This is a genomic window from Pseudomonas sp. H2_A10, assembly GCF_054680085.1.
The window spans coordinates 2587615-2609011 of sequence record NZ_CP162821.1 but is presented as its reverse complement, the minus strand read 5'-3'; the positions used below and the strand labels follow the sequence as shown (position 1 = coordinate 2609011).

The window sequence follows — 21397 nt, the reverse complement described above, 5'->3', positions numbered from 1 at the left end:
GAGGGAGGGGTTTTCCACCTCCCTCATTTGGACTGTGGTTGGCCTTCAGCTTGCGACCATCTCAGCCTTGAGCAGTGCCTCTCTGGCCTGCGCATCCGCCAGCCGATACAACTCGATATGCCCATCCCAGTGCTCGATCAGCGCCGTGCACGACTCCACCCAATCCCCACAGTTGAGGTAGTCCACCTCGCCCACTTTGCGGATCTCCGCATGGTGGATATGCCCGCACACCACGCCATGCAATTCGCGCTTGGTCACTTCGTGGGCGATGGCTTCTTCGAAATCGCTGATAAAACTCACGGCGGTTTTGACCTTGTGCTTCAAATACGCCGAGAGTGACCAATAGCCATAGCCGTACCGTGCGCGCCAATGGTTCAGCCAGCGGTTCAAGGTGAGGGTGAACTCGTAGGCCGAGTCGCCGAGAAACGCCAGCCAACGGTGATAACGGGTGATCACATCGAACTGATCGCCATGGATCACCAACAGATGACGGCCATCGGCAGTCACGTGCACCGCCTCATCGACCAATTGGATATTGCCCAGGATCAACTTGGAATAGCGGCGCAGGAACTCGTCATGGTTACCGGTGACGTAGATCACCTCGGTGCCGCGCTTGGCCATGGTCAGCAGGCGGCGAATCACGTTGGTGTGCGCTTGCGGCCAATACATGCCCCCGCGCATTTTCCAGCCGTCGATGATGTCACCCACCAAGTAGACTTTGTCGGCGTGGTAGCCCTTGAGGAACTGCGACAAGTGTTCGGCCTGGCAATCCCGGGTGCCCAGGTGCACATCGGAAATCCATAAAGTACGTACGCGCTGTTTACGGCTGGGCTGGGTGAGCTCGGCACTGGTCATGGGCATCCCTCGACGCTGTTTTGGCGAGCTTGCGCCCTGGCGATTAATAGCCCATGACAGCTGTGCGTCAGTCTGATGACAGCGACGAGCCTGTTCGCCCGGGTTTGGCCAAACGCGCTGCAACCCACAGACATCGGCATGACCAACCCATTAGACTGCGAGGCTGTTAGCTCGTCTGCTCAAGGATCGCAATGACTCCCCGCTCAGCCCTCGGCGCCCTGCATATCGGCGCATTGATGTTTGGCCTCACCGGCGTCTTCGGCAAGCTGGCGGCCGCCTCACCGTCGATCATCGTATTTGGGCGCGCCCTGTTTGCCGTGCTGGCGCTGGCGGTATTCGCCCGATTTGCCAGCAACACCGCGTGGAAAACCCTGGAGCGGCGCGATTGGCGCCGCCTGTTGGTCAGCGGCGTGTTGCTGGCGGCGCATTGGGTGACGTTCTTCATCGCGGTCAAGGTGGCCGGTGTGGCCGTCGCCACGCTGGGGTTCACGGCGTTCCCGGCGTTTACCGTGATCCTTGAGGGGCTGATTTTCCGCGAACGCATCCGCGCCAATGAAATCGTGCTGGTGGTACTGGTGAGCGTTGGCCTGGTGCTGGTCACCCCGGACTTCAACCTGGCCAGCGAAGCCACCGGTGGTTTGCTGTGGGGCATCGCCTCGGGGCTGCTGTTCTCCCTGCTTTCGCTGAACAATCGCGCCAGCTCCGGGCGTATACCGGCGGTGCAGGCGGCGTTGTGCCAGAACGTGGTGGTCGCGGTATGCCTGCTGCCCGTGGCCGCGCCGGGCCTGATGCAAGTAAGCGCGCTGGACTGGTTGTGGATCGGCCTGCTCGGCGTGTTCTGCACTGGCCTGGCCCACAGCCTGTTTGTGGCCAGCCTCGCGGTGATCAAGGCCCGTACCGCCTCGGTGGTGTTTGCCATGGAACCGGTCTACGGTATCACGGCGGCCTGGCTGTTGTTCGCCGAAACGCCGACGCTGCGCATGCTGCTGGGCGGCGTGCTGATCATCGTCGCCATCGTGCTTTCGGGGCTGCTGGGCAGCGCCAGCCAGGCTAAACAACCGGCTGCAACGGCCTGATCTATACTTTAAACATCCGCAACAGTCTGTAGTCGTTCAACGGATAAAGACCGCTCGACGACAGCCACGGCGTTTTCTGAAGTTGCTGCACGTGGGTGGTCATCCCTCAACGCGATGCAGGAGCTTTAACCATGGAAATGCTCATCAGCTTGCTGGTTCAGGTGATCAGCGGCGCCGTCGGCGGTAACCTCGCCGGCATGACCAAACAAAGCCTGGGCACCGGGCTCAATACCACTCTCGGTGGCGTCGGCGGCCTGATCCTGGGCCAGGTTGTTTCGGCGCTGACCGGCACCTCCGGTGGCGAAGCACTGGATGTGGCGGCGGTCGGCAGCAATATTGTCGGCGGTGGCGTCGGCGGCCTGGTGCTCACCTGGGTGGTAGGCTTGATCAAAAGCAAGATGGCCGAGAAATAACGGCGCACCACCGGGTCACCGCCCAACAGCGGCGGTGACTTTTACTGCGTACGGTCGTTGTGCCCCAGGTCGCGCTGCGGGTCGATCCGATCGCGCACGCGCTGCTTGAGCACCTTGGCTTCGGGGAAACCACCGTCCGCCTTGCGCTCCCAGATCTGCACGCCATCACAGGTGATGCGGAACGCCCCACCGCTGGCCGGCTCCAGCGACACCTTGGCCAGGTCATCGCTGAAAGTGCTCAACAGCTCCTGGGCCAGCCAGGCCGCACGCAACAGCCACTGACACTGGGTGCAATAGGTGATGACGATCTCGGGTTTGCTCGCGGACATAATTCAGAAATTCCTGGCGTAACGAGGGATGAGGGTCAGGCGGCTATAATAGCGGCCTTTATCGCCCAGCCTCGAGATTCACGATGCGCCGCCTGTTGCCCTACCTGTTTCTGTGCCTCATCCCTCTGTTTGCCGATGCCGTCGAAGCCCCACGCCCTAAAATCGGCCTGGTGCTGTCTGGTGGCGCCGCCCGTGGGCTGGCGCATATCGGTGTGCTCAAGGCGCTGGAGGAACAAGGTATCCACATCGACGCCATCGCCGGCACCAGCATGGGCGCGGTGATCGGCGGGCTGTACGCCTCGGGCTACAAGATCGATGAGCTGGAAAAACTCGCGCTGAGTATCGACTGGCAGCAGGCCTTGTCCGATGCGCCGCCGCGCGAAGACGTGCCGTTTCGGCGCAAGCAGGACGACCGTGATTTCCTGGTCAAGCAAAAGCTGAGCTTTCGTGATGACGGCAGCCTCGGCCTGCCGCTCGGAGTGATCCAGGGCCAGAACCTGGCGCTGCTGCTGGAAAGCATGTTCGCCCACAGCAGCAACACGCGTAATTTCGACAAGCTGCCGATCCCCTTCCGCGCCGTGGCCACCGATATCACCACCGGCGAAAAGGTGGTGTTCAGCAAGGGCCACCTGCCCCAGGTAATCCGCGCCAGCATGTCGATCCCGGCGGTGTTCGCCCCGGTGGAGCTGGACGGCCGCCTGCTGGTGGATGGCGGCATGACCGACAACATCCCCCTGGATGTGGCACGGGAGATGGGGGTCGATATCGCCATCGTCGTCGATATCGGCACCCCGCTGCGCTCGCGCAAACAACTGGCAACGGTGGTGGACGTGCTCAACCAGTCCATTACCCTGATGACCCGGCGCAATTCCGAAGAGCAGCTCAAGGCGCTGAACCCCAAGGACGTGCTGATCCAGCCGCCCCTGGCCGCCTATGGCGTGACCGACTTCGGCCGCGCCAAAGACATGATCGACGCCGGCTACCGTGCCACCCGCGCCCTGGACTTGCGCCTGGCCCACTTGCGCCCCGCCGAACCCATCGACCCCACACTGGTGGCCGCGCGTACACCGGGCGAACGCACCCCGGTGATCACTGCAATCAAGCTGGAGAACGACTCGAAAGTCAGCGACGACGTGATCCGCTACTACATCCGTCAACCGCTGGGTGAACCGCTGAACCTCGGCCGTTTGCAAACCGACATGGGCACCCTGTATGGCCTGGACTACTTCGATCAGGTGCAATACCGCGTCGTGAAAAAAGGCCAGGACAATACGCTGGTCATCAGCGCACGCGGCAAACGCAGCGGCACCGATTACCTGCGCCTGGGCTTGAACCTGTCGGACGACATGCGCGGCGACAGCGCCTTCAACCTCGGCGCCAGCTACCGCATCAATGGCATCAACCGCCTCGGCGCCGAATGGCTGACGCGCGTGCAGATCGGTGATCGGCAAGAACTGTACAGCGAGTTCTACCAACCGATGGACGCCGGTTCACGCTACTTTATCGCGCCCTATCTCAGCGCCCAGGCGCAGAACGTCGAGTTGATCCTGGACAACGACCCCATCTCCGAATACCGCCTGGAACGCTATGGTTTCGGTTTGAACGTGGGGCGCCAGATCGGCAACAGCGGCGAGATCCGCTTCGGCGTCGGCGAGGCCTGGGGCAAAGCCGATGTGCGCATTGGCGACCGCGACCTACCGAGTTTGAGCTTCAACGAGGGTTTCTATGAGTTGAAGTATTCCTTCGACTCCCTGGACAACGTGTACTTCCCGCACACCGGCGAGGACATTGGCCTGGCCTTCCGTGAGTTCGAGCCCGGCCTGGGCTCGGACCAGCGTTACCGGCAGTGGGAATTCAAGCTCGACAAAGCCATGAGCCACGGCCCGGACACGTTGGTGCTGGGCGGTCGCTACGGGCGCACCCTGGATGATTCGGACGTGGTGATTTCCAGCTTCCTGCTGGGCGGTGCGCGGCAATTGTCGGGCTTTCGCCAGGATGCGATTTCAGGGCAGAACATCAGCCTGATGCGCGCGGTGTACTACCGCCGGCTGACGCCGCGTTCGTACCTGCCGCTGGATTTCCCGCTGTACCTCGGCGCGTCGCTGGAACGCGGTCGGGCGTGGAACAACGACAATGAATTCGATAGCGGTTATATCAACGCCGCGAGTATTTTCCTGGGGTTTGATACACCGCTGGGGCCGCTGAATTTCAGCTATGGCTTCAATGATGATAATCAGAAGGCGGTGTACCTGAACCTCGGGCAGACGTTCTAGAGCCCTACGCAAATCAAATGTGTGGGGGGGGTGGTGATGAGCGGGACTTAATGAGGTGAGCGGGCCCGCTCACCACAACAAGTCCGGCCGGCATACATCAGCGTTCAGGTCAGGACTTTTCCAGATTCGCCAGGATGTGCCCATGCACGCGCATGCACACGCGCAGATCCGCCTCGTCCACGCCCACAAAGAGCTCGTGGCGCAAAGCGGTGGCAATGGTTTCAATCTGCTCGATCAACGGCCGGGCGGTGTCACACAGCAGGATGCGTTTGGCGCGACGGTCTTCCACCACGGCCTGGCGTTGCACCAGGCCTTGGCCTTCGAGGCTGTCGAGCAAACGGGCCAGGGTCGGCCCTTCTACACCGACGCTTTGCGCCAGCTCACGCTGTGTCGGTGCTTCTTCGAAACGGGCCAGGTGCAACAGCACCAGCCAGCGCGCCTGGGACAAACCCAGCCCCGCCAAACGGCGGTCCAGCTCAGCGCGCCAACCTCGGGACATTTGCGCCAGCTGCATGCCAAAACGGTGTTGATCGGTTAACGGCATAAAAAACTCATGATTTAGACTAAAAACAAATTGTGGCTAATTATTAGTCAGCTAAGCATGCGCCATGCCCGTAGGCAAGAGTCGCTATGTACTGATTCGTTACATTGTCGTAATTGGCACACTAAATTTCGAATTCAGACTGCAAAGCGGCCCGCACGCAGTACAACACACCGTCTGGAACGCGCCCTGAAAACAGCGGCGCGATCTCGGCCACCGGTGGCAGTTCGCCCTCGCCATCAAGAAACGCGTCCTGGATCTCGCCGAGCAAATCTTCCGGCAAATCAAGCGCCTGCTCCAGCGACAGCTGTTGTTTGCCGATGGCTTCGGCCAGCAAGGTGTAGACGTTCTTTTCCGAGCATTGCAACTGGCCGGCGATCTGGATCGGCGTCATGCCGGCACGTGCCAGGCTGATCAGCTCGTGGCGAATATCCGCGATTTCCTTCGGCGCTTCGGCCTGGCCGCCGAGCACTTCGAGGAACGCCTGGCCGTAGCGCTCAAGCTTGCGCGCCCCCACACCACTGACCCGCCCCATTTGCGCCATCGTGGTCGGCTGCTCGCGCAGCATCTCCAGCAAGGTGGAGTCGGGGAAAATAACGTAAGGCGGCACGCTGTGTTCCTGCGCCAGTTTGCGTCGAAGGGTACGCAGGGCTTCCCACTGTTCGCGTTCCTCCAAGCGCACCAACTGGCTGGCCTGGCTGGTGCTGCTCTTGGCCGTGGTCTGCGGCTTGAGGTCGCGGCGCAGCTCCAGGCTCACCTCGCCCTTGAGCAGCGGCCGGCAACTGTCGTTCAGGCGCAGGCCGCCATAGCCCTCAATGTCGATGTCCACCAGGCCGCGCGCGACCATCTGCCGGAACAGCGAACGCCACTCACCTTCGGCGCGGGCCTTGCCGACCCCATAGACCGACAGCTTTTCGTGACCGAAGCTGCGCACCTTTTCGTTGTCCTTGCCCAGCAGTACATCCACCAGATGCCCCACGCCATAACGCTGGCCGGTGCGATAGATCGTGGACAAGGCCTGACGCGCAGGCTCAGTGGCGTCCCAGGTCTGCACGCCGTCCATGCAGTTATCGCAGTGGCCACACGGCTGTGGCATGTCTTCGTCGAAGTACGCCAGCAAGGTCTGGCGCCGGCAGCGGGTCTCTTCACACAGGGAGAGCATGGCGTCGAGCTTGTGCTGCTCCAGTCGCTTGTGGCGTTCGTCGCCTTCGGAGTTCTGCAACATCTGCTTGAGCATCACCACGTCTTGCAGGCCGTAGACCATCCAGGCATCCGCCGGCAGGCCATCACGGCCGGCACGACCGGTTTCCTGGTAGTACGCCTCAAGGGACTTGGGAAGGTCCATATGAGCCACGAAACGTACGTTGGATTTGTCGATACCCATGCCGAACGCGATGGTGGCCACCATGATCAGGCCTTCCTCGTTAAGGAAGCGCTTCTGGTGCGCAGAGCGCGTTTCATTCGGCAACCCTGCGTGGTACGGCAGTGCCGGGTAGCCCTGCTCGCAGAGGAACGCGGCCACTTCGTCGACCTTCTTGCGCGACAGGCAATAAACGATGCCCGCATCGCTGCGCCGTTCGGAGAGGAACGCCAGCAACTGCTTGCGCGGCTGCTCCTTGGGCACAATGCGGTAGAAGATATTCGGACGGTCGAAGCTCGACAGGAAACGCTCGGCATTCTGCAGGTGCAGGCGCTCGACGATTTCTTCGCGGGTGCGCTTGTCGGCAGTGGCGGTCAGGGCGATACGCGGCACATCGGGGAACAGTTCGGCCAACTGACCCAGTTGCAGGTATTCGCGACGGAAATCGTGGCCCCACTGCGAGACGCAGTGCGCTTCATCGATGGCGAACAAGGCGATTTCCAGGCTTTGCAAAAAGGCCAGCATGCGCGGCTGCACCAGACGCTCAGGGGCCAGGTACAGCATTTTCACTTCGCCACGCTTGATGCGCGCAGCCAGATCGCGCTGCTGCTCGGCGCTGAGGGTGGAATTCAAGGACGCAGCCGCGACGCCGAGTTCTTCCAGGGTAGCGACCTGATCGTCCATCAACGCGATCAACGGCGACACCACCACGGCCAACCCATTGCGCAGCAAGGCCGGCACCTGGAAGCACAAGGATTTGCCGCCGCCGGTAGGCATCAATACCAGGGCGTCTCCACCACTGGCCACGCGCTCAATGATCGCACCCTGGCGGCCACGAAAACTGTCGTAGCCGAAGATGTCCTTGAGGACGCGTTGAGCCTGCTCGAGCATGTAAAACTCCAAAAATAATCCCGAAAACCCTCTGTACAGGCTGGCCGAAAAAATACGGCTTTACGGGAAATAATCCGTAAGCGAAGTTTTCGCGGACTGGCGCCTAACCTGTAAGGGCATCACAAAACGCGGCAGTATACCCGAGCGTCATCCACCGAAGGGCACCACTGACGAATTGCAGCCCGTCTCTAAAACCTGGCAAATCTGCATGGCGACTGGCTTGGGCGCGCAAGAACGCCTAGAATTCAGCATCGTTTATTCCCAAGGTAGTCCTTCAATGTCCTTCGCTGAGCAACTAACCCGCCTGCAAGCCTTCCTCGACGCCGATGAGCTGCATGACGAGGCGCTGGACTATGTGGCCGCCCACGGCTACCTGACCGCCCTGTCGATCTGCGCCGAAGAAGTGCCTGATCGTGAATGGATCGACGCACTGTTCGCCGAAGAGCCGCATTACGCCAACGACGCCCAGCGCGAAGAAATCGAAGCCACCCTGCTCGCCCTCAAGGCCCACATCGGTCGTCAACTGGCCTCCGACGAGGAATTCGAGCTGCCATGCGAGCTGGACCTGGGTGAAGACCCGGATGACTCCGACCTGCGCGGCTGGTGCATCGGCTTCATGGAAGGCGTGTTCCTGCGCGAAGCCGCCTGGTTCGAAACCGCCGAGGAAGAAGTCAGCGAAATGCTCCTGCCGATCATGGTCGGTTCGGGCCTGTTCGACGACCAGCCGGAATTCGCCGACATCGCCAGCGATGCCAACCTGATGGACGACATGATCGTCCAGATCCCGGAAGCCCTGACCGCGCTGTACCTGCTGTGCAACGCGCCTGACGAAAAACCGGCGATCCTCAAGCCTCGTCACCACTGAGTCGCTTGCCCGTGACACCCATGGGCAACCGCTCGCTGCTCCTGCGTTACGCACTGCTGGCCATCGGCTGGTTGAGCGTTGCGCTGGGAGTGATCGGCATTTTCCTCCCGGTGCTGCCGACGACGCCCTTCCTCCTGCTCGCTGCCGCCTGCTTTGCTCGAAGCTCACCGCGCTTCTACCAGTGGCTGGTCGAACACCCACGCCTGGGCCCCTGGATCCGTGACTATTTGGAGGGCAACGGCATCCCGCTCAAGGGCAAGGTCTACGCCATCGGCCTGATGTGGCTGAGTATCGGCCTCTCCTGCTACCTGGTGCCGCTGCCGTGGGCACGTGGGTTCATGCTGACCAGTGCCGTGCTGGTGACTGTCTACATCCTGCGCCAGAAAACCCTGCCGCCTCGATAGGCCGCGACATCACGTCGCGCTCAGACCATGGTCGACACTGACTAACCCCAAGCATCATGCGAGACTGTCCAACCGGGCCTGGAATGCCCGGGCGTTCTTGTGCTCGGAGTTACCATGACGCTGTCCAGCGGGCTGATTGCCGCCGTTGCCCTGGCCTATATGGCCATTATGTTTGCCATCGCCTTCTACGGTGACCGTCGCCACGCGCCCTTGCCGCCGCGTGTGCGCGCCTGGGTGTACAGCCTGTCGCTGGCGGTTTACTGCACCAGTTGGACTTTCTTCGGCGCTGTAGGCCAGGCCGCCGAACAGTTGTGGGCGTTCTTACCGATATACCTGGGGCCGGTGCTGCTGCTGGTGTTAGCGCCCTGGGTTCTGCAGAAGATGATCCTGATCAGCAAGCAGGAAAACATCACCTCAATCGCCGACTTTATCGCCGCGCGCTACGGTAAATCCCAAGCCCTGGCGGTCGTGGTCGCACTGATCTGCCTCGTCGGCGTATTGCCTTATATCGCCCTGCAACTCAAAGGCATCGTGCTGGGGGTGAACCTGCTGATTGGCGCGGGTGCCGACACCACCGGCACCCGCGCCCAGGACACGGCATTGATCGTGTCGCTGGTGCTGGCGTTGTTCACCATTGTGTTTGGTACGCGCAACCTCGACGCCACCGAACACCACCGTGGCATGGTGTTGGCGATTGCATTTGAATCTCTGGTCAAGCTGCTGGCTTTTCTTGCCGTCGGCGCGTTTGTGACCTACGGCCTGTACGACGGTTTCGGCGACCTGTTCAGCCAGGCGATGCTTGCGCCACGGCTGGAAGAGTACTGGAAAGAAACCATCAACTGGCCGTCGATGGTGGTACAGACCGGCGTGGCGATGATGGCGATCATTTGCCTGCCGCGCCAGTTCCACGTGACGGTGGTGGAGAACATCGACCCTCAGGATCTGCGCCTGGCCAAATGGGTCTTCCCTGCCTACCTGATCCTCGCCGCGCTGTTTGTGGTACCCATCGCCCTCGGCGGCAAAATGATGTTACCCACGTCGGTATTGCCGGACTCCTACGTGATCAGCCTGCCCATGGCCGAAGCTCACCCGGCACTCGCCGTGCTGGCCTTTATCGGCGGCGCCTCGGCAGCCACGGGCATGGTGATTGTGGCCAGCATCGCCTTGTCGACCATGGTCTCCAACGACATGCTGCTGCCATGGCTGTTGCGCCGCTCCAGCGCCGAGCGGCCATTCGAAGTGTTCCGCCACTGGATGCTCTCGGTACGCCGGGTCAGCATCGTGATCATTCTGTTGCTGGCGTATGTCAGCTACCGCTTGCTGGGGTCTACCGCGAGCCTGGCCACCATCGGCCAGATCGCGTTTGCCGCCGTGACGCAGCTCGCCCCCGCCATGCTCGGCGCGCTGTACTGGAAGCAGGCTAACCGACGGGGCGTGTTTGCCGGGTTGGCGGCAGGTACGTTCCTGTGGTTCTACACGTTGGTCCTACCGGTAACGGCGAAAAGCCTGGGTTGGTCACTCAGCCTTTTCCCTGGCCTGACGTGGATGCATTCCCACCCGCTCGGCTTGTCGGTGACCTCTCTTACACTGGGCACGGTGTTTTCCCTGGCGGGGAATTTCACCTTATTTGTGTGGGTGTCGATGTTGTCGCGCACGCGGGTGTCCGAACACTGGCAAGCCGGGCGTTTCATCGGCCAGGAAATCAGCCAGCGTGCCAGCGCCCGCTCGATGTTGTCGGTACAGATCAGCGACCTGCTCAGCCTGGCGGCGCGCTTTGTCGGTGAAGAACGCGCCCAACAGAGCTTTATCCGCTTCGCTTACCGCCAGGGCAAAGGCTTCAACCCCAACCAGAATGCCGACAACGACTGGATTGCTCACACCGAGCGCCTGCTGGCCGGTGTACTCGGCGCTTCTTCGACACGCGCCGTAGTAAAAGCTGCGATTGAAGGGCGGGAAATGCAGCTGGAGGACGTGGTACGCATTGCCGACGAAGCGTCTGAAGTGCTGCAATTCAACCGCGCGCTGTTACAAGGCGCCATCGAGAACATCACCCAGGGCATCAGCGTGGTGGACCAGTCCCTCAAGCTGGTGGCCTGGAACCGGCGCTACCTGGAGCTGTTCAATTACCCGGACGGTTTGATCAGCGTGGGCCGACCGATTGCCGATATCATCCGCTACAACGCCGAGCGCGGCCTGTGTGGCCCCGGCGAGGCCGAAGTGCATGTGGCGCGACGCCTGCACTGGATGCGCCAGGGCCGCGCGCATACCTCTGAGCGCTTGTTCCCCAATGGGCGAGTGATCGAGCTGATCGGCAACCCAATGCCGGGCGGCGGTTTTGTCATGAGTTTCACCGACATCACCGCGTTCCGCGAAGCCGAACAGGCCCTCACCGAGGCCAACGAAGGCCTTGAACAACGGGTGACCGAGCGTACCCATGAACTGTCGCAGCTCAATGTGGCGCTGACCGATGCCAAAGGCGTGGCCGAATCCGCCAGCCAGTCGAAGACACGCTTCCTCGCGGCCGTCAGCCATGACTTGATGCAGCCGTTGAACGCCGCACGCCTATTCTCCGCCGCCCTCTCCCACCAGAACGACGGGCTGTCCAGCGAAGCCCGGCAACTGGTGCAGCACCTGGACAGTTCGCTGCGCTCCGCCGAAGACCTGATCAGTGACTTGCTGGATATCTCACGACTGGAAAACGGCAAGATCAACCCGCAACGTCAGCCCTTTGTCCTCAACGAGCTGTTCGATACCCTGGGTGCCGAATTCAAGGCACTCGCCCACGAACAAGGCCTGCGCTTTCGCTTGCGCGGCAGCCGTTTGCGCGTCGACAGTGACATCAAGCTGCTACGGCGGATTTTGCAGAATTTCCTGACCAACGCCTTCCGCTATGCCGACGGCCCGGTGCTGCTTGGCGTACGTCGACGCAAGGGCGAACTGTGCCTGGAAGTCTGGGATCGTGGCCCCGGTATTCCGCAGGACAAACAGAAGGTGATCTTCGAAGAGTTCAAGCGCCTGGACAGCCATCAGACTCGCGCTGAAAAAGGCCTGGGCCTGGGCCTGGCGATTGCCGATGGCCTATGTCGCGTGCTGGGCCATCGCCTCAGCGTGCGCTCATGGCCGGGCCAAGGCAGCGTGTTCAGCGTGCGCGTGCCATTGGCGCGCAACCAAACCGCTGCACCGGTCAAGGCCCCGCAGGAAAATGGCCTGCCACTGAGCGGCGCGCAAGTACTGTGCGTGGATAACGAGGAGAGCATCCTGATCGGCATGCGCAGTTTGCTGACACGCTGGGGTTGCGAAGTGTGGACCGCCACCGACCAGGCGCAGTGCGCGGCGTTGCTGGCAGAGGGTGTGCGGCCACAACTGGCGCTGGTGGATTACCACCTGGACCACGGCGAGACCGGCACCGAATTGATGGGCTGGCTGCGCGCGCAATTGGCGGAGCCGATTCCCGGCGTGGTCATCAGTGCCGACGGCCGCCCCGAGATGGTCGCCGAAGTGCATGCAGCGGGGCTGGACTACCTGGCCAAACCGGTGAAGCCGGCGGCGTTGCGGGCGTTGATCAGCCGGCACTTACCGCTGTAGGCAAGCAGATCAACCTGTGGGAGCGGCTTGCTCCGCCAGCGGGATGCCAGTCAATAAATACCGACTGGCACTGCGCTATCGGGAGCAAGCCCCCACATTTAGCACTGCGTTTACTCGGGAAGGTGTGCCACGCCGTCTGAGTCGGTCATGGCCCGTTCCAGCAAATCTGCCGACAGGCTTTTACTGGCGCGGGCGCCGAGCAATTTTAATTGCTCGGTGCGGCTGACCAGATTTCCACGTCCATCCGTCAGCTTGTTTCTCGCAGCGCTGTAAGCCTTGTCCAACTGCAGCAGACGGTTGCCCACCTCATCCAGGTCTTCGATAAACAGCACAAACTTGTCATACAGCCAGCCGGCGCGCTCGGCGATTTCACGGGCGTTCTGGCTTTGGCGTTCCTGCTTCCACAGGCTGTCGATCACCCGCAAGGTGGCCAGCAAGGTGGTGGGGCTGACGATCACGATGTGGCGGTCGAAGGCTTCCTGAAACAGGTTCGGCTCAGCCTGCAACGCGGCGGAAAACGCCGCTTCGATCGGCACGAACAACAACACGAAATCCAGGCTGTGCAAGCCTTCCAGGCGCTTGTAGTCCTTGCCGGCCAAACCTTTGACGTGATTACGCAATGACAGCACATGCTGTTTCAACGCCGCCTGGCCGATCAGTTCATCATCGGCGGCGACGTATTGTTGATAGGCCGTCAGGCTGACCTTGGAATCCACCACCACCTGCTTGTCGCCGGGCAACATGATCAGCACATCCGGTTGGAAGCGCTCACCATCCGGCCCCTTGAGGCTGACCTGGGTCTGGTACTCGCGACCCTTCTCAAGACCTGCATGTTCCAGCACCCGCTCTAGGATCAGTTCACCCCAGTTGCCCTGGGTTTTCTGGCCCTTGAGCGCGCGGGTCAGGTTGGTGGCTTCATCCGACAGACGCAGGTTCAATTGCTGTAGGCGCTCAAGCTCCTTGGCCAGGGAAAAACGCTCGCGCGCTTCGTTCTGGTAGCTCTCTTCCACGCGTTTTTCGAAGGACTGAATGCGCTCCTTCAGCGGGTCGAGCAACTGCCCGAGGCGTTCCTGGCTGGTTTGCGCAAAGCGCTGTTCACGCTCATCGAAGATCTTGCCGGCCAGCTCGGCGAACTGTGCACGCAGTTCATCCCGCGAACCTTGCAGGTCATTGAGGCGCTGTTGCTGGCTTTCCTGTTGCTCGCGCAGTTCGGCGCGCAGGGCGGCCGACAACGCATCGAGGCGCCGCAATTCGGTTTCCTTGGCGCTGCGGTCGAGGCTCCAGGCGTGGGCGGCGTCGCGTGCGTTGTCGCGGTCGATGTGGAGCAACTCGACTTCGCGGCGCAGCGCGGCCAGGTCGGCTTGCTTGGCGGCATTGGCGTGGCTCAGGTCGCTGATTTCATCGCGGCTGGCATCCAACTGCGCAGCGAGGCCTTCCTGGGCCAATTGCGCCGTGGCCAGGCGTTCTTCCAGCAATTCCCAGCCGGTGGTGCGCGCAGTCAGCCGCCGTTGAAGCTGCCAGCACACCGCCAATAAAGGCACTGCGGCACCCGCCAGGCCCAAGGCAATACTGGTCCAGTCAAAAGCCATAGCCATCTCTGCCATCACCGAAAAAGAGCAAGGTTAACCAAGCATAGAGCGGGAGGACAGCTCAGTCTTCGACCTGACCCAGTTCACGTTGGGCGCGGCGGTCACCGGCGCGCGCAGCTGAACGCAGCAGCTCATGGCCAATGCGGCGGTCGCGCGCGTTGCCGCACTCACGGCACATCAATTGGCCCAGGCGGCTTTGCGCGGCGACTACGCCTTCACGGGCCGACTGCTTGAGCAAGCGCCCGGCAAAGTGCTTGACGTTGGTGCTGTGGCCCAGGCGCGGGCTGTCGAGCAACCACAGGGCGACTTTCAAGGAGAAGCGCCTGGGTGCGGTAACAGCTTGCGGGGCGTCGGTAACAGAAGGTGATACTGAGCGAAACTTCATAAAGCACTGTGGGACAGAACGGAAGGCGCGCAACTCTACTCTTTTTTTCGTACAGGTAAAGCTGAAAAAACCGTGCACGCCCGTCCTAGAGCAAGCGCTTGGGACAATCCACAGAAGCTGTGGATAACTCAGTGGACAACCTCCCTCTAACTCGCGCAAACGCCCATGGAGCGGGCCTCGCAGTCAAACTGACGATTTTTTCACCAATTAAAAAAAGCCAGATTTTTCATTGACTTAAATTTCCATTACAGGCAAATGGCGACCCTGCCTTACCCTTGACAGCCTGGCTACACACGCCGCAACTAATGTGCACAAGTACCCACCCGATGGTTATATCACCGGCTTTTTTTGGAGCTGCCAGCCTCAAAAATGTTACCGGCAGGACATAACAGGCACTTTTCAAACCCTCAAAGGCTCGCCACACTGCCCGACCGACAGCGCAACGGTGGGAGGCGCGATGAAAGGAATTCTGATATTCGCCGGGTTATTGCTGGTGATTTGCGCCACTTCCCTGGGGATCAACGCCGCACTGCCGTCGCCGGACGGGGCCTTGTTTGCCATTGCAATCTTGCTGTCGGCCGCTTTCACAGCCGTGAGCCTGTGTATCGAACTGGGTGAAGGCCGCATCAATGACATGGGCGATGTGATGAAGGTGGTCGAGACCGGCCAATCCCTGCGCCTGACCCTGGCCGCTTACGCACTGGGCTGTTCACTAGCCGCGGCCGTCACGGTGCTGGTCTATCGCGGCGTGTTGGGGGGCTGATTGAAGTTTTTTGGTCAGTGCGCTTCCTTTCCCTGTATCAATCCGTTACTATCCGCGGCGTTAGTACCAAGCTGAAAGTCAATTCTGGTCGAATAACTCCCCTGAACAAGACGGGATCGACCACCTCGATGGTTTCCAGGTATCACTTGCGACGACACTGCCTTTGAATAAGCAAAGGGTGGCGCGAAGTTTTCATACTCTGACCGAACCAACCTGCAAATTGATCAGGATCTTCACCTCGGGCCCAGAACCTTTGCCCCTGTTGTGATGCCTGCCCTCCTAAGTACCTACCTGCCAGCCCAAGCGCGCCCATTAACAGCGCTTTAAACTGGCTGCTTTGTTCCAGTCGGGTTCTTCGTTTGATCAATGGTGATCAACGTTACTGGAACGTTTTAACGTTGCACGGTTCTTATCCGTGTCATTTGTAGGAACACCAATAATATGTCCACTCAAATCCATACTCAGGATGCCATTCGCACCCTCACCAATGCTTTTGCCCCGATGAACTGCCTGATCATGGCCGCTCGCAAAGGCTGCTTCAGTTTTACCCTGGTCAACGAACACGGTATCGCTCGTCACAGCGAACGCCTGTACCCCGATCAATACTCCAGCGCAGAACCGCTGCAGGCCGTGATCGAGCGTACCCGTCAGGCACTGGTTGCCTGATCGACCCGAGTTGCTGAAACCCAAAAAACCCTGTTTAAAACACAGGGTTTTTTATTGCCTGATATTTACGTATTGAGCTTTTGCACTAAGTTCAAATAGATATAAACGTTATAACTGAATAACGAAGATGTTTTAAAAACAGTCCTTTACATCATGAATATGACACTACACTTCAACTCAAGCGGCGTGATCCGCTTCCGGCGAGCCTGAGATCCGATTCACTGCTGCCAAGCCCCCCCCCTCTCAGGCCTCGCCAACCACTTTCACGGATTGAGGTATGTATGGGTATCGCAGCCAGTGAATTGTGTTGTTATGTGATCCGACCGACATTGTCGTACCTCGGCCGGCAGAGCCCGACGGCCGAGGCTCTGCTGCTGGGCATTGCGGCCAGCCAGTCGGAACTGGGCTCGGCACTGCACGACCGGCGCGGCCACGGCCTGTACAGCATCACCGAACCCCGGCATCGCGCCTTGTGGGACACCTACCTGGCGCTCGATCCAGAACGTGCCAGCCTGGTGCGCGGGCTGGCCAGTCAACATGCCTTTCTCAGCGCCCCCCAGTTGGAACTCACGGTAAACCTGCGTTACGCCACGGCCATCGCCTGGCTCCTGGTGGAACAACACAGCCCCGCCCTGCCACCACCCGGTGATGTTTTAGCCATGGCGCGTATCTGGAAAGAAATATTTCATCCGCAAGGAAGGCTGCGTGATTTCAGCCAAACCTGGAAAACCTGTGTTTCACCCTTGAATCACGTGGTTTGCTGACCGGGCAATTTGCAAGATTCGCCAAAAACGCTGAATTTTGGTCGGATTGTCCTACAAAACCGCTCTATCTCCTACATTACAGCCTATAGCGCGATGTTAATTTTATTGTTACTTTCCGCAGCGGTGATCACCCCGGAGTTCTAATAATGAAAAAAGTAATGCTCAAGACCACACTTAGCCTCGCCGTTGCCATGGCATCCTCCCAACTGTTCGCGAGCGGTTTCGCACTGAACGAACAGAGCGTCAGCGGGATGGGTACGGGTTTCGCAGGTCGCTCTTCTTCTGCCGATGATGCAAGCACTGTCTACGGTAACCCTGCCGGTATGGCCCGCCTCAATGGCCAGCAGATTACCGGTGGTGTCGCGGCGATTGACGCCTCCACCAATATCAGCGATACCAGCGGCCGTTCGCGTGGCAGCAACAAAGGCGACATGGTGCCTTTCACTGCGGTTCCTTTCGGTTTCTACACCAATAAACTCAATGATCAGTGGGCTGTCGGCTTCGGCGTCTATGCGCCGTTCGGCCTGGTGACCGATTACGAAAAAAACTTCCAGGGCCGCAGTTTCGGCAGCAACAGCGAAGTTAAAGTCATGACTTTTCAACCGACCGTCAGCTACGCCTTCAATGATCGCGTTTCCGTTGGTTTTGGCCCGACCATCAACCGCATCTCCGGCACGCTGGAATCGGATCTGTCGTTCAACCAAGCGTTACCCGACACCAATATCAAGATCAAGGGCGACGACACGGCGCTCGGCTTCAACGTCGGCGTACTGGTGCAAGCCACCGACACCACTCGCGTGGGCCTGACCTATCACTCCAAGGTCAGCTACAAGCTGGACGGTCACACCGAAGTCAGCGCGCCCGCTGCAACGTCCGGCCTCTTGCGCAGCAACCGTTATGACGCGTCTCTGAAAATCGACACGCCTGAGTCCTATGACCTTTCGGTGACTCAAGACCTGACCGACGCCTGGAAACTCTACGCAGGCGCCACCTGGACCCGCTGGAGCCGCCTGAAAGACATCACCGTCAAGAACGAAGGTGTCGTTGGCGGTGCCAGCGGCGGCGCGCTCGCGCCTAGTCTGGTCGGCACCATCAAGGAAGATCAGAACTGGCACGATACCTGGGCTTACGCCGTGGGTACTTCGTACCAGTTGACCAAACAGGTCGTGCTGCGTACCGGCCTGACATTCGACCAGTCGCCAACCAACAACACTGATCGTTCGCCACGCATTCCTACCGGCGACCGCACCATCTTCAGCCTGGGCCTGGGCTACGAGGTCATGCCGAACATGACCATCGACGTCGCCTACTCCTACCTGAAGGAAGAAGACGTCAAGGTCACGCGCTCCAACCAACTGGCCAGCTACAACGCCAAGTATGAAAACAGCGCCAACGGCTTCGGCCTGGGCATGACCTACCGCTTCTGATTCACAGTGGTGTAAAAAAGCCCCGCTCTCCTGCAAAGGAGGCGGGGCTTTTTAGTCGGGGTTGCTCAGGGTTTGGAGGCGATGGCCTTCTCCACCGCCTCGATCAGCTCCGGGCTGTCCGGCTTGGTCAGGCTGGAGAAATCGGCGACCACCTTGCCCTGACGGTCCACCACGTACTTGTAGAAATTCCACTTCGGCGCATTGCTCTGCTGCGCCAGCACCTTGAACAGGTGTACCGCGTCCGGCCCCTTGACCTTCTGCGGCTCGGTCATGGTGAAGGTCACGCCATAATTCACGTAGCAGACCTTGGCGGTTTCCTCGCCCGTCTTGGCTTCCTGCTTGAAGTCATCGGACGGCACGCCGATCACTTCCAGCCCTTGGTCCTTGTAGCGCTGATACAAGGCTTCGAGGCCTTTGAACTGCGGCGCGAACCCACAAAAGCTTGCGGTGTTGACGATGACCAGTGGCTTGCCGGCAAAGCGCTGGCACAGGTCGATGGACTCCTTGGCGCGCAGCTTGGGCAATTGGCCCTCAAGCAAGGAAGGGCACTCGGCGGCCAACGCCACGCCGCCAAAGGTCGCCATCAGCACAGGTACAGCCAGCCAGCGCATCTGCATGTCAAAAAGTCCTTTAAAGAATCCGGACATCGAACTTAACAGATCGACATACCCAGTTGCATCAATGCCAGCCCACCCCGCTGCCAGCCCCACCATGCCAACACCAGCAGCAGCGCTATCGCGCCAACCCCGCCGAACAGGTACCCCATCGAATTCATGCTGCCTCCATCTGTGCCTGCAATCGCGCGACCGGCCGCTCACGCACCGGCCAATTCAGGGCCGCAGCGAGCAGGCTAAGCAGGATCGCCATTTGCCAGATCAAATCGTAGTTGCCGGTTCGATCATAGACCACTCCGCCTAACCAACCGCCCAGGAATGAACCCAGTTGATGGAACAGGAACACGATCCCACCGAGCATGGACAGGTTTCGCACACCAAACAGCGTGGCGACCGTGCCGTTGGTCAGCGGCACCGTGGACAGCCACAGAAAGCCCATGGCCATGCCGAACAGATAAGCGCTGATTTCGGTGACCGGCGCCCACAGGAACAACACGATCACCACCGCGCGCAACAGGTACAAACCCGTCAACAAGCGTGGTTTGGACATGCGCCCACCGAGCCAGCCGGCGGTGTAGGTACCGAAGATGTTGAACAGGCCGATCAGCGCCAATACGGTCGTGCCGACGGTGGCCGGCAAGTGTTGGTCCACCAGGTATGCCGGCAGATGCACGCCGATAAACACCACCTGGAAACCGCAGACGAAAAAGCCAAAGGCCAGCAGCCAGAACCCGGAGTGCGAGCAGGCTTCCTTCAAAGCTTCGCGCAGGGTTTGCTGGCCGGCCAGCACCGGCAGCGGCCGGTCCTTGAGCATTATCACCAGCGGCAGGATCAGCGCCACCATCAAGCCCAGCGCCAGCAGCGCGGCCGACCACCCCAACCAACTGATCAAGCCCAACGTGCCCGGCACCATGGCGAATTGGCCAAAAGAACCGGCGGCGCTGGCAATGCCCATGGCCATGCTGCGTTTTTCCGGCGCCACCGCGCGGCCGACCACACCCAGAATCACCGAGAACGAGGTGCCGGACAGGCCAATGCCGATGAGCAGGCCCGCACTCAACGACAACGTCCAGGCCGAATCGGACATGCCCATCAGCACCAGGCCGGCGGCGTACAACACCCCACCGACAAAGACGGCCTTGGTGGCGCCGAAACGGTCGGCCAACGCACCGGTAAATGGCTGCGCCAGACCCCAGATCAGGTTCTGCAAGGCGATGGCGAAGGCAAAGGTCTCACGGCCCCAGCCGAATTCGCTGCTCATCGGCGCCAGAAACAGGCCGAAACCATGCCGCACGCCCAAAGACAGCGCCAGGATCAGCGCACTCCCCACAAGGATCCAACCGCTGGTGCGCCACATCGAGGTCATTTCTTATTCTCCGCTCACGGGTATATACCCGCTTGTGTTCGAACAAACCCGCACTCAGGCGAGTTCATCCAGCAAGGCCAACAAGGTTTCGCGTTTTTGCGCGCCGAGTCGATCGATCAATTTCTGTTGTGCCGCTTCCCAGGCCGGCAAGGCGTCGGCCAGGCGCTGCGCACCCGCTTCGGTGAGCAACACCAGGCGGTTGCGCAGGTCATTGCCCTCGACCAATTGCACCAAGCCTTCGCATTCCAGCACCCGCAGGTTTCGCCCCAGGGTGCTGCGATCCAGGCCCATGGCCTCGGCCAGGCTGGAAATGCTCGGTTGATCGAGGCGCTGCAGGTTACACAGCAAGGAATACTGGGCGACGTTGATCCCGAAGCCGTCGAGAGCGCCGTCATAGTGCCTGCTGACGCCACGGGCGGCACGTCGCAGGTTGGTGCATAAACATTGGGAGGCAAGCATGGAACGTGTATATACCCGCGATTAAGGGAATGCAAGAAAGTGTTACAGCGCCAGGCCGACCACTACCGCGACCTCAAGCAACTCCAGCAAGGCCCCAGCGGTGTCGCCCGTGGTGCCGCCGAGACGCTTGATCATCAATTGGCGCAGCCCCATAAAGCACAGCGTGGCGAGCAACACGGCCACCCCGCCGTTGAAACCGCCGATGAGGACGCACGCCAGACCGCTGAGAACCAGCACCTGCTGGCCGACGGTCCTGGGTAAATGATCCGACAGTGCCTGACCCAATCCGCCTGCCCGCACATAGCGCGTGGTGAGGAACAACGCCAGCATCGAGGCCCGCCCGATCAGCGGCGCCAGGATCAATGCCGCACCGTTGTGCTGTTCGATCAAGGCCACCAACGCGGTGAATTTGAGCAGCAGCACCAAACTCAGCGTGACCACGGCAATCGGCCCGCTGCGTGGGTCTTTCATGATGGTAAGGGTGCGTTCGCGGTCGCCGAAGCCACCCAGCCAGGCATCGGCGCTGTCCGCCAGGCCATCCAGGTGCAGGCCGCCGCTGAGCAACACCCAGGCGGTCAACAGCAGCGCGGCATGCAGCAACAGCGGCGCGCCCAGCAGGGCCGCATTCAAACTCCACAGCAGCAACCCGAACAGCAACCCGACCAACGGATAAAACAGCAATGAACGCCCCAATTCCAGGGGCTGCGGCATCCCCGGCAGGCGAATCGGCAAACTGCTGAGAAATTGCAGAGCGATCCAGAACGGCAGCATC

21 protein-coding genes are annotated in these 21397 nt (G+C 60.5%); 10 read left to right on the top strand and 11 right to left on the bottom strand.

What is annotated here, in order from left to right:
• Positions 1-45 precede the first annotated feature (45 nt).
• Positions 46-855 (bottom strand): UDP-2,3-diacylglucosamine diphosphatase, encoded by an 810-nt coding sequence (locus AB4O23_RS12190; protein ID WP_065878084.1) that lies wholly within the window; start codon positions 853-855, stop codon positions 46-48.
• Positions 856-1046: 191 nt separating this feature from the next.
• On the opposite strand from AB4O23_RS12190, the gene AB4O23_RS12185 reads away from it, so the two are divergent.
• Positions 1047-1931: a DMT family transporter gene (locus tag AB4O23_RS12185; RefSeq protein WP_017527596.1), complete on the top strand. Its 885-nt coding sequence runs from the start codon at positions 1047-1049 to the stop codon at positions 1929-1931.
• Positions 1932-2062: 131 nt separating this feature from the next.
• A complete protein-coding gene (locus tag AB4O23_RS12180; RefSeq protein ID WP_017527595.1) occupies positions 2063-2344 on the top strand; it encodes a hypothetical protein in 282 nt (93 codons plus the stop codon).
• Positions 2345-2385: 41 nt separating this feature from the next.
• Here the strand turns inward: AB4O23_RS12180 and AB4O23_RS12175 are convergent, their stop codons facing one another.
• Complete coding sequence (locus AB4O23_RS12175; protein WP_017527594.1) at positions 2386-2673, bottom strand: Rdx family protein; 288 nt, start codon at positions 2671-2673, stop codon at positions 2386-2388.
• An 83-nt stretch (positions 2674-2756) separates the two neighbouring features.
• Between AB4O23_RS12175 and AB4O23_RS12170 the strand changes: the two genes are divergently transcribed.
• Complete coding sequence (locus tag AB4O23_RS12170; protein ID WP_017527593.1) at positions 2757-4946, top strand: patatin-like phospholipase family protein; 2190 nt, start codon at positions 2757-2759, stop codon at positions 4944-4946.
• A gap of 109 nt (positions 4947-5055) precedes the next feature.
• On the opposite strand, the gene AB4O23_RS12165 is transcribed toward AB4O23_RS12170, so the two are convergent.
• Both AB4O23_RS12165 and recQ read right to left on the bottom strand, forming a co-directional pair.
• The gene (locus AB4O23_RS12165; protein ID WP_017527592.1) at positions 5056-5490 is read right to left on the bottom strand and encodes a MarR family transcriptional regulator; all 435 of its coding nucleotides are present in this window, start codon (positions 5488-5490) and stop codon (positions 5056-5058) included.
• A gap of 121 nt (positions 5491-5611) precedes the next feature.
• The gene (recQ, locus tag AB4O23_RS12160; RefSeq protein WP_017527591.1) at positions 5612-7738 is read right to left on the bottom strand and encodes a DNA helicase RecQ; all 2127 of its coding nucleotides are present in this window, start codon (positions 7736-7738) and stop codon (positions 5612-5614) included.
• A gap of 277 nt (positions 7739-8015) precedes the next feature.
• Here recQ and AB4O23_RS12155 point away from each other — a divergent pair, with 277 nt between their 5' ends.
• The 3 genes from AB4O23_RS12155 to AB4O23_RS12145 all read left to right on the top strand — a co-directional run bounded on the left by AB4O23_RS12155 (position 8016) and on the right by AB4O23_RS12145 (position 12592).
• Positions 8016-8603, top strand: a complete 588-nt coding sequence (locus AB4O23_RS12155) for a UPF0149 family protein (RefSeq protein ID WP_065878086.1) — start codon at positions 8016-8018, stop codon at positions 8601-8603.
• A gap of 20 nt (positions 8604-8623) precedes the next feature.
• Positions 8624-9007: a YbaN family protein gene (locus AB4O23_RS12150; RefSeq protein WP_026067239.1), complete on the top strand. Its 384-nt coding sequence runs from the start codon at positions 8624-8626 to the stop codon at positions 9005-9007.
• Positions 9008-9121: 114 nt separating this feature from the next.
• The gene (locus AB4O23_RS12145) at positions 9122-12592 is read left to right on the top strand and encodes a hybrid sensor histidine kinase/response regulator (RefSeq protein ID WP_017527588.1); all 3471 of its coding nucleotides are present in this window, start codon (positions 9122-9124) and stop codon (positions 12590-12592) included.
• Positions 12593-12702: 110 nt separating this feature from the next.
• Here AB4O23_RS12145 and AB4O23_RS12140 read toward each other — a convergent pair whose 3' ends face one another.
• On the bottom strand, positions 12703-14067 hold the full coding sequence (locus AB4O23_RS12140) for a DNA recombination protein RmuC (RefSeq protein ID WP_175404203.1): 1365 nt from the start codon (positions 14065-14067) through the stop codon (positions 12703-12705).
• Between the two features lie 175 nt (positions 14068-14242).
• Positions 14243-14566 carry an SEL1-like repeat protein gene (locus AB4O23_RS12135; RefSeq protein ID WP_065878088.1) on the bottom strand — a complete coding sequence of 108 codons (324 nt, stop codon included), beginning with the start codon at positions 14564-14566 and terminating at the stop codon, positions 14243-14245.
• Positions 14567-15023: 457 nt separating this feature from the next.
• On the opposite strand from AB4O23_RS12135, the gene AB4O23_RS12130 reads away from it, so the two are divergent.
• The 4 genes from AB4O23_RS12130 to AB4O23_RS12115 all read left to right on the top strand — a co-directional run bounded on the left by AB4O23_RS12130 (position 15024) and on the right by AB4O23_RS12115 (position 18186).
• Positions 15024-15329, top strand: a complete 306-nt coding sequence (locus AB4O23_RS12130; RefSeq protein WP_017527585.1) for a hypothetical protein — start codon at positions 15024-15026, stop codon at positions 15327-15329.
• A gap of 441 nt (positions 15330-15770) precedes the next feature.
• Positions 15771-15995, top strand: coding sequence for a hypothetical protein (locus tag AB4O23_RS12125; protein ID WP_007898912.1), 225 nt, complete (start codon positions 15771-15773; stop codon positions 15993-15995).
• A 281-nt stretch (positions 15996-16276) separates the two neighbouring features.
• Complete coding sequence (locus AB4O23_RS12120; protein WP_065878090.1) at positions 16277-16759, top strand: hypothetical protein; 483 nt, start codon at positions 16277-16279, stop codon at positions 16757-16759.
• Positions 16760-16905: 146 nt separating this feature from the next.
• A complete protein-coding gene (locus AB4O23_RS12115) occupies positions 16906-18186 on the top strand; it encodes an OmpP1/FadL family transporter (protein WP_065878092.1) in 1281 nt (426 codons plus the stop codon).
• A gap of 65 nt (positions 18187-18251) precedes the next feature.
• Here the strand turns inward: AB4O23_RS12115 and AB4O23_RS12110 are convergent, their stop codons facing one another.
• From AB4O23_RS12110 to AB4O23_RS12090, 5 genes are all read right to left on the bottom strand, one after another.
• On the bottom strand, positions 18252-18803 hold the full coding sequence (locus tag AB4O23_RS12110; protein WP_017527582.1) for a glutathione peroxidase: 552 nt from the start codon (positions 18801-18803) through the stop codon (positions 18252-18254).
• A gap of 35 nt (positions 18804-18838) precedes the next feature.
• Positions 18839-18961 carry a hypothetical protein gene (locus tag AB4O23_RS12105; RefSeq protein WP_017527581.1) on the bottom strand — a complete coding sequence of 41 codons (123 nt, stop codon included), beginning with the start codon at positions 18959-18961 and terminating at the stop codon, positions 18839-18841.
• Positions 18958-20157 carry an MFS transporter gene (locus tag AB4O23_RS12100; RefSeq protein ID WP_161979887.1) on the bottom strand — a complete coding sequence of 400 codons (1200 nt, stop codon included), beginning with the start codon at positions 20155-20157 and terminating at the stop codon, positions 18958-18960. Before AB4O23_RS12100 ends, AB4O23_RS12105 begins: the two co-directional genes overlap by 4 nt.
• Positions 20158-20220: 63 nt before the next feature.
• The gene (locus tag AB4O23_RS12095; protein ID WP_017527579.1) at positions 20221-20625 is read right to left on the bottom strand and encodes a MarR family winged helix-turn-helix transcriptional regulator; all 405 of its coding nucleotides are present in this window, start codon (positions 20623-20625) and stop codon (positions 20221-20223) included.
• Between the two features lie 42 nt (positions 20626-20667).
• Positions 20668-21396: an adenosylcobinamide-GDP ribazoletransferase gene (locus AB4O23_RS12090; RefSeq protein WP_135196177.1), complete on the bottom strand. Its 729-nt coding sequence runs from the start codon at positions 21394-21396 to the stop codon at positions 20668-20670.
• Position 21397: the final 1 nt, after the last annotated feature.